The organism is Sideroxyarcus sp. TK5, from assembly GCF_054601595.1.
In genome coordinates this window covers 1-7,368 of the sequence record NZ_BAAHSJ010000019.1, presented here as the reverse complement: position 1 = coordinate 7,368, position 7,368 = coordinate 1, and the positions used below count along the sequence as shown (strand labels likewise).

At 50.6% G+C, this 7,368-nt stretch carries 10 protein-coding genes; 5 read left to right on the top strand and 5 right to left on the bottom strand.

Translation table 11 applies throughout. The features are described from left to right. Nucleotides 1-145 precede the first annotated feature (145 nt). Genes ACYPYQ_RS13440 through ACYPYQ_RS13430 form a run of 3 tightly spaced genes read right to left on the bottom strand, consistent with a single transcriptional unit; the run spans nt 146 to nt 2,623 of the window. The gene (locus ACYPYQ_RS13440; RefSeq protein WP_459724426.1) at nt 146-775 is read right to left on the bottom strand and encodes a hypothetical protein; all 630 of its coding nucleotides are present in this window, start codon (nt 773-775) and stop codon (nt 146-148) included. 12 nt (nt 776-787) lie between these two features. Next, nucleotides 788-1,762, bottom strand: coding sequence for an alpha/beta hydrolase (locus ACYPYQ_RS13435; protein ID WP_459724425.1), 975 nt, complete (start codon nt 1,760-1,762; stop codon nt 788-790). Nucleotides 1,763-1,765: 3 nt separating this feature from the next. Further along, the gene (locus ACYPYQ_RS13430) at nt 1,766-2,623 is read right to left on the bottom strand and encodes a hypothetical protein (protein WP_459724424.1); all 858 of its coding nucleotides are present in this window, start codon (nt 2,621-2,623) and stop codon (nt 1,766-1,768) included. On the opposite strand from ACYPYQ_RS13430, the gene ACYPYQ_RS13425 reads away from it, so the two are divergent. The 4 genes from ACYPYQ_RS13425 (at nt 2,622) to ACYPYQ_RS13410 (ending at nt 5,723) form a co-directional block, all read left to right on the top strand. Next, entirely contained in the window at nt 2,622-2,948 is a 327-nt protein-coding gene (locus ACYPYQ_RS13425; RefSeq protein WP_459724423.1) for a DUF3606 domain-containing protein, read from the top strand. The two genes, ACYPYQ_RS13430 and ACYPYQ_RS13425, sit on opposite strands and share 2 nt — an antisense overlap. 197 nt (nt 2,949-3,145) lie before the next feature. Then, the gene (locus ACYPYQ_RS13420; RefSeq protein WP_459724421.1) at nt 3,146-3,790 is read left to right on the top strand and encodes a hypothetical protein; all 645 of its coding nucleotides are present in this window, start codon (nt 3,146-3,148) and stop codon (nt 3,788-3,790) included. 384 nt (nt 3,791-4,174) lie between these two features. Continuing rightward, nucleotides 4,175-4,696 carry a hypothetical protein gene (locus tag ACYPYQ_RS13415; RefSeq protein ID WP_459724420.1) on the top strand — a complete coding sequence of 174 codons (522 nt, stop codon included), beginning with the start codon at nt 4,175-4,177 and terminating at the stop codon, nt 4,694-4,696. Between the two features lie 616 nt (nt 4,697-5,312). After that, nucleotides 5,313-5,723, top strand: coding sequence for a helix-turn-helix domain-containing protein (locus ACYPYQ_RS13410; protein ID WP_459724427.1), 411 nt, complete (start codon nt 5,313-5,315; stop codon nt 5,721-5,723). Between the two features lie 35 nt (nt 5,724-5,758). On the opposite strand, the gene ACYPYQ_RS13405 is transcribed toward ACYPYQ_RS13410, so the two are convergent. Further along, nucleotides 5,759-6,004, bottom strand: coding sequence for a hypothetical protein (locus tag ACYPYQ_RS13405; protein ID WP_459724419.1), 246 nt, complete (start codon nt 6,002-6,004; stop codon nt 5,759-5,761). Nucleotides 6,005-6,243: 239 nt separating this feature from the next. Here ACYPYQ_RS13405 and ACYPYQ_RS13400 point away from each other — a divergent pair, with 239 nt between their 5' ends. Continuing rightward, complete coding sequence (locus ACYPYQ_RS13400; RefSeq protein ID WP_459724418.1) at nt 6,244-6,606, top strand: hypothetical protein; 363 nt, start codon at nt 6,244-6,246, stop codon at nt 6,604-6,606. A 110-nt stretch (nt 6,607-6,716) separates the two neighbouring features. Here the strand turns inward: ACYPYQ_RS13400 and ACYPYQ_RS13395 are convergent, their stop codons facing one another. Beyond that, nucleotides 6,717-7,112: a hypothetical protein gene (locus tag ACYPYQ_RS13395; RefSeq protein ID WP_459724416.1), complete on the bottom strand. Its 396-nt coding sequence runs from the start codon at nt 7,110-7,112 to the stop codon at nt 6,717-6,719. Between the last annotated feature and the right edge of the window lie 256 nt (nt 7,113-7,368).

The window sequence follows — 7,368 nt, the reverse complement described above, 5'->3', positions numbered from 1 at the left end:
TAGGCGCATCCAATAAGACCGCTGCTTCCATAAAAGCAGTCGTTTTGAGATTAATCTAGCCTGCCAGGCAAGATGCATCACATACTACGGTGAGGTTAATTCCGTTCACCTCATGCCCTTCCGCTCTCAAGGAAATCTCAGAGCCTTATTTCCCCAAATCCCGGAATGCTGAAAAAGCGCTGAAGTTCATCTGCACACCAATCATCCAACGTCCCGTGTCGCCAGCAGCCCCTTTTGTACGAAACATTGCCCTCCCTCCAACTACAGCAAATTCAGGTGCAATGTCGAATCCAATACCAATCGCATTCACCTCTCCCTCTATGCTCGTCGGATCGAAGTTTCCCAGCGATCTTCCATAGAATATGGAAAAGCGATGCTTCCATTCCTCACCGACCAGCGGATATATATCCCGATCTTCAAAGAGCCCGCGCAGTTCAATTTCTGCTGCGGCCATAGCTGCCGTATCCGATGGATTGGCGGCCGCTCTGACCACCTTCTCTGCCGCCTCCTTTGGAGTCGATCCCTTACGCACCGCATACCATTTTCCACATGGATAAACCTTGATTGTTGCGAGGATTCCAGAAGCAGCGAGCCCCCCTGCAACATTGTCGATGCTTGCATAACCTAAACCGACGTCGAAATATCCCGGCTTCTCAGTTTGGAAAGTCTGTCCAGTACTCAGATCCTTTGCCTTCCACTCCAACTCGCCACAACCCGCCGCATGGGCACTCTGTGTAACCATATACAACATCAATGCTGAAATTATTCTTTTCATAATCGTACCCTACTATTGAATTAACAATTCATCGCCGATGATTCTGGTTGGATTTCGCAGACTCTCAGCTCCTGAAATATCTTCACAATTCCTTCTGACTAACGCGCCCCTGGCGCCAATCGTTCTCGGGCAGTTTTCATATTGACCCAGCATGCTTCGCACCAACTTGTTCGCTTCCATTCCTATGTGCAAGGTTTTGGGTTTCCACCCCCAGTAGTCAGAGTGACCTGCGCCATCCACCGGCTTCTGTTCGATGTATGCATTCCCATCCACCCAAATGTTATGCCCGAGTGCTACCGGCAATATCCCCTCATCTCCCGGCGCAAATGTTTGTCCAAGCGGGAATGCCGTCGACAGTACTATGTCGGAATTAGAGTACAGACTTTTGACCGGCACATTCTCGATCACGGAACGCAAGTTCCCTCGATTCGAGTTTTCCAACTTAAATGTTGGCACTGCTGCCGCCATAAGCACCACGCAATTGATCCGGTCATACAGCCAGAACATTTGACTGAGTAGCTCCAGAGTCAATCTGCACCCCATGGAGTGGGCGACGATCTCTATCTTCAATTGCGGGATCTCACGACAGAGCTGAACAAGCACGTTCGCCAATTCTTTAGAAGACTGGAGGGCGTGCTCTATGCTGCCCATATAGAACAAGAAGGAAAACAATCCCCAGTTCGCGTCACCCGGCCAAAACACCTCTCCGACCACTCTGTTGTCAAGTATCGGCTGATTGCCCCGCTCCTGCGCAATCCTGCGCTGGCAGTCGCGAAAGCCGTTCTCGTAAGCTTTTGTCGCGTCTGCTTTGTCGTTGTTGTATCCGTGTACCAGCAGTAGGAGTACCGGCAGCGGTTTGGCACTTAATTCCTGTCTCAACTTCTCGAACAGTATCTGCCGCTCTGCCGGATCGAGCTGCTTGACCTCCCCTCCTTTTCTCTTCTGCCTGAAAGACAGAGAGGTGGCATTCCAGTCTGCGTCTGGCATCGCCTACTTTCTCTTGGCGTTCAAGCCAGACAAGGCCGACACGACATCCTTGGCAAAGGGAGAGACCATTCCGCCAATCACCGACAGAAGCGCGATCTCTAATTGTCCGAGATGGCTACCCGCATCACTATTCTTCAGGACGGAGTACATGATTATCGAGCCGAGAACGACGGCGGCACGCTGGTTATATTCAGCCCACAGATATTGCGTTTCGTTCTGAAATCCATCCAGTTTCCTGGCGACCAGGTTTGCCAGCCTTGCGCGAGATTGCGAAGCCTCGCGCCCCAACTTCTTCTCTCCATAGCTCTCATACGCCATCCCGTTTGATGCCATCGCACAGTAGTCCACCCACTGTCTTGCATCCTCATGCAGCCTGTTGGCGGATACGCTGCCCGTCAGGAATGCATACAACGCCGGATACCTCGCGGGAAAATCCATGACGATGTTGGCAGCCGACTGGAATTGCCCCATCATTTTCTCTGTCGGCTGGTCGAATATCACGTCACTGAAATGTACTTCCCCCATCGCCTTGTTAGTGATTCTGACGGAGTGGCTCGTCAGGAAGTCATCCTTGATTGGGTTGCCTGTGGCAATCGACATCATCTCTGAGTAGGCATCTGGATCACGGTCAGCTTTCAGCCACGCGCGAACGCGATTTTTGTGGAAGTGCAGTCTGGAATTCATCATGCTTTTGTATAGCTCGATGAGTGCCATGGTTATCGTACCGATCGCCGCCAGAATTATCGCGTAGCCCAATATCTCGCTGGAGAACTGGTTTACAGCTTCTCCCGTCCTATCGATTAGATTTGATTGCACCGAGGAATTTGCGGCAACTACCGAACTTGCGATCACCTGATCCATGAATATCTCTCCCGTCCCTGTTTGCGCATGGACAAAATCCTATCGCCTCCTGCAAAACGTTTGTCCTATCAAAGTTCACAGGTTGTCTTGGGAATATCGGAGTGCGCAGAATCCATCTCGTTTCCCGCACACTATGAGAATAGCCATGCCAGACAATCTGAACATCCGCCAACCGCAGGACCCGAAACGTATCAACGTAAATGAACCGTGGGAATTGCGATACTGGACAAAGTGGATGGGCGTATCGGAAGCGCAGCTAATACAGGCCGTTAAATCAGTCGGGCCGATGGTGATGAAGGTAAAAATATATCTGGGTGTTAGGTAGCACCACGAAAAGCTGGATGCAAGGAGACCAAATTTCATATGAGATGACTGCTGGTTGTTGGCATGTTGCCACCCTGTCTGCACAAAAACAGCGGATTCTATTTTTTTTCAGTCCGGATACATTAATCCCTACCATTAAAATGGATACTGCTAGTATCCGTATACAACACCCTTAATCGGCCAAGGATAAACAACTTCATGAAACGTGAACAATCCGGCTCCACATTGATACAAGCCGCCATCGTCATGGCGATCTTCTCCATGTTCATCACACTAACCGTCAAGGGGCGCGAGATGCTGGAAAGCTCACATTGCAGTGACCTTGCCAATAAATTCAGGGCGATAGAACAGGCTCTTTATGATGGACAGTTTCGTTCTGTTACTTCAGGCGGTACCAGTCAAGCCAACAAGCGCAGAACGCAAAACAACGAGAGTACAGGCGTCACTCAGGACAATCTACGCATCGCTGATCTGCTTAACACTTCCCTCAACGAACCGTTTTATATCTGGCAACAGATACCGGAGACGGAATCAACGCATAGCGCCTCAAAAAGTCGCGTGAGCGGCTATGCGCCAATCAATTTATCCAAGGGGCGAGTGAATGCAAGCGACATTCGCAACGCGCCCGTCCGCGGTATGGACGGCGGATTCATCATCTGCTCCGATAACATCCCGGGTCGCTTGGCGAAACAGCTGGACATGATGCTGGATGATGGCATCACGACAAAAGGTGCGATGCAGATTTCCCACGCACAACATGGTGGTGCGCCGCTCTCGTCTGACTTACTTAATGCGCACGAATTCTATCTTGCTTGTTTGAGCATCAAACGGGCGCCTCAATAATTTCATTTTCGTCGCTCCCACGCCTTCTCAGAACACGCCAACCGCAACAAGCGATGTTGGAATCCGGGCAAAACGGCGGAGAAAAAGTACTTTGCGTGGCAACAGGATTCTCTCCTTCAACTCCGCAATCTATTGGTCTGCAGTTCAACCACCTCACTCTTCGAGACTTAGTCGAAAATCTAATTATTTTGGAATATATGCTCAAACAAGGTAATGTGGTTCAATGCGCTTCGGAGTCTGCTTCTCCCTTTTCGTAATGCAATAAGAAAGTGCCTGTCCAAAAGCAATATCCGGCCCCATAGGTCTCTACAATAACCTTTTAGCATCGCAAACTCGCCACTTCGCACGTCGTCTATTCCTGCTGATTCAGAGTCAAGATTGCCGATGAAACCTTCAGCACTTCCCCATCGCGATGACGATGCAGTTCTAACGCTGTATGCACACTACTTTTTAGCAAGTGAGCTGATGCTAAACAACTACAAAAAGTTGACGAAGAAGTGGCAGCAACGAGGAAGCCTGACTCCGAATAATCGCGTGCAATTGTCGATCTATTTCGGCACATGGCTTGGATTTCTTGCCGTGACGGCCGAGGGCTTCAAGAAGCTGGCGATTCGCAAACTTGTTCAGGCTGATCGGCCACCGGACTTTGTCGAATTGGTGCCGCAAGCCGACATGCTAGGCAGCCTTCTGAAGAAGCACGATGATGCTTTGAGGAGATTCCGAAACACTGTCTTCCATTTACGAGAAGACACGCAAGACATAGAACGTTTTTTCAACGAGCAGCCCAACCGCCTGGAATGGGCAGAAGAGCTCCAGTCAGCATTTGATAACTTCTTTTCGAGTTACCGTATTCTGTGCCAAGTGCACTACGTGATTGAGAATCGAAGTGATGAGCTGTTCAAGTAGAAGCACATGCGGCAGGTCATGCAACACATGATGTCTAATCCATCATTGCACCGGGCTGCCTACGGCAGCCGGCGAATTCAAACGTTGATTGTGGACTCCCTTGGTTGAGACTTCGTGTGATCGGTTCGTTCGCCCCGTGCCTGCGCTGCCGCGATTCTATGACAGCTCGCCGGAAGTAGTCCGCACACTCGATCGCATCAGCTTCGAACTCGAGAGCGATGCCCCCTGAGGATGACCCGCGGCTGGGAGAGTTCACTTGGTTCGCTCGTGAGTGTCCCAGATGTTACAGGCATCATCTTGAGTGCGCGGAATTTCGGCTGCGCGACATTCACGATTTCGTTTCGAGAGATCCATACTGAACTCGCCCCGAGTGTCGAGTCGAACCCGCGCATGTTCAGCTGTTCGGTTGGTGACTAGCTGGTTACTAGCTGGTTACTAGCGCAAAACGGAAGTCTCCCGGCATAGTTTGCAACGGCCGCAATGGCCGAATTTCCGCCAAGACTGACCTTAAGTCTTTGCAGCCTATGGGCTACAATGTAAACGCAGTATTCATAGAGTGCTACTTAAAACACCGTGAACAATCCTAGGAGGATTAATTGTGGCCAATCTTACGTCAATGCTGAAGGATGAGATCGCGCGAATTTCTCGCAAAGAGATGCGTGGAGAGACTGACAAGCTCAGGAAGACATCCACTCAATACCGCTCAGAAATTGTATCACTGAAGCGGCGTGCATCATCTCTTGAGCAGCAAGTTGGCAGATTGGAAAAGCTCGTTTCAAAATTGGCTGGTGAAGCGCCCTCCTCCGAGCCCGCGAGCAAACCGCGTTTTACAGCGAAGGGTTTCAAATCCCACCGAAATCGATTGGGCTTGAGCGCAGAAGCAGCTGGCTCCCTTCTCGGAGTGTCCGCGCAGACCGTTTACAGCTGGGAGGCCGGCAAGTCGAGTCCGCGAGCTTCGCAAATGGAAAGGGTCGTAGCTTTAAGGGCGCTGGGGAAGCGAGAGGCCGCTGAACTGCTCAACCGTTGAAGGTGGCTCTATGGTGGTATAGCCCCCATAGGGATCTAGCCAACAACGCCCTTCCGAAAAATCGATACAACGTTTGTTCCGGCGAATTCCTTGTGCTCTTCAGTCATCTCGACAGAACGCTTGATCAGATCTCCGAAAGAGCCAGGAATCTGCTCCCCCTCCACAAGGCCGGCAATCTCGCCCTGGATGTACTTGGGCGTTCGCCCGATGGTGTGAGCCATTCTTTCTGGTCGCACCAGTCCATTGATCATCTCTGCTGTGTTTTTTTGTTGCTCATCCATGGTGTCGCGCTCTGCTGAGTGATGCGTCGATTGTATTTCAGAACACAGCTTTGCAGACGCCTGTATATGCAGGGGTATTTGGCTGTTTTGAACGGCGGCTTATATTGCCTGACTTTTTCTGCGAAAAGTGCAATTCTTGATAATAAGGATTATCAGGAATCAGTAGGCCCAAGGCGAGCCTTCATCTAGGGCATTTTCAATCTCGATCTTTGCGCAACTTGACATGCTAGACTGCTCGCATGAACAAGCCATGTTTCCATCCATTCACAATCATTGAAGGTGGCAAGGCTGAATCGGATTGTAAGATGCATCTACTATTCAACCAGCCATGGTCTCTATCCAGCGACGAGTTCGATCAGCTTTGTGTGCAGTTCGAGGTGCCAAGAGCTGTGGCGTTTGACTTGCAGCTGATGTGTATCCGCCACAAAGCCAAAACGAATTATGAGGCCGCCGCTGTACTTGCTCTCTTCGAGGGGAGCGGAAACGCATCAGACATTCTGGCCAAAGGAAGGCGGAACAGCTTTAGGCTTGCATCCGGTGCCCCCCTTTTCTTTCCTCAACCATCCACTCCAAACGAACCGGGGATTAACACGATTCGTTGATTCGCCCAGATACCTGTGGTGGTGTCTGAAGTAATCTAAGCTGTGGTGTCTGTATTATGTTTTTCGCTTTTTGGCGGACAAGGCACAGGCTTCTGACCAAACTTGTTTTCCTAAACTGCTGCACCTTGTTTGCCACAATTGGGCGAACTGGAATCCTGGGCCCGCAGCGCATAAATGGCCTCCAAGATAGCTTGCTTGTCGAGTCTGTAGTAAGGCTTGGCCGGAATCCCGGCTCGCTTGTATTTGATAAGCCTTCGCTCGACTAATTTCTTTCGAGCTCCTTCCACCTCAGATACAGTCAGCGCTGTCTCAGTAAACCATTCGGGCGCCGTTTTCCAGATCCAGCCATCCTCATTTTTCGTTCGGCCATCAGACCAGTACCATAGTTGCGACAGCATTACTCCTGCATTCACGCTGCCGCCAAGTTTTGCAAAGACCGGGAAGAATGCGACTGGGCGAATTAATAGTTGATCGAGAGCGAAATGAACATCATGACTGTTCAGCATTTTGCGTCCCTTTTCCGGCGGCCTACCCCATTGTTTCTCCACCAGTCATTAGGGCGTGTCGTTCCGAGTCGGCGAACATGGCATTCTGTTAGCTCTGCGAATGCTTTCGCATCGAGTCCGAAAAGAGAAAATGAAGAAGCTATTTCTGACCTGCCCCCTGTAGCCCTACCACCGATCAGTAGTAAAGCCCTTGGGTTGCGAGCTTAAACTATTTCACTGCTCGATTGCATTGCTCCATCTTTGTTCTGCCGGTGCT

Coding starts and splice junctions, on each gene's coding strand:
- ACYPYQ_RS13395 (WP_459724416.1), bottom strand. CDS start 7,112: ATGCTGAACAGTCATGATGTTCATTTCGCTCTCGATCAACTATTAATT.
- ACYPYQ_RS13400 (WP_459724418.1), top strand. CDS start 6,244: ATGAACAAGCCATGTTTCCATCCATTCACAATCATTGAAGGTGGCAAG.
- ACYPYQ_RS13415 (WP_459724420.1), top strand. CDS start 4,175: ATGAAACCTTCAGCACTTCCCCATCGCGATGACGATGCAGTTCTAACG.
- ACYPYQ_RS13410 (WP_459724427.1), top strand. CDS start 5,313: ATGCTGAAGGATGAGATCGCGCGAATTTCTCGCAAAGAGATGCGTGGA.
- ACYPYQ_RS13435 (WP_459724425.1), bottom strand. CDS start 1,762: ATGCCAGACGCAGACTGGAATGCCACCTCTCTGTCTTTCAGGCAGAAG.
- ACYPYQ_RS13425 (WP_459724423.1), top strand. CDS start 2,622: ATGAATATCTCTCCCGTCCCTGTTTGCGCATGGACAAAATCCTATCGC.
- ACYPYQ_RS13430 (WP_459724424.1), bottom strand. CDS start 2,623: ATGGATCAGGTGATCGCAAGTTCGGTAGTTGCCGCAAATTCCTCGGTG.
- ACYPYQ_RS13420 (WP_459724421.1), top strand. CDS start 3,146: ATGAAACGTGAACAATCCGGCTCCACATTGATACAAGCCGCCATCGTC.
- ACYPYQ_RS13405 (WP_459724419.1), bottom strand. CDS start 6,004: ATGGATGAGCAACAAAAAAACACAGCAGAGATGATCAATGGACTGGTG.
- ACYPYQ_RS13440 (WP_459724426.1), bottom strand. CDS start 775: ATGAAAAGAATAATTTCAGCATTGATGTTGTATATGGTTACACAGAGT.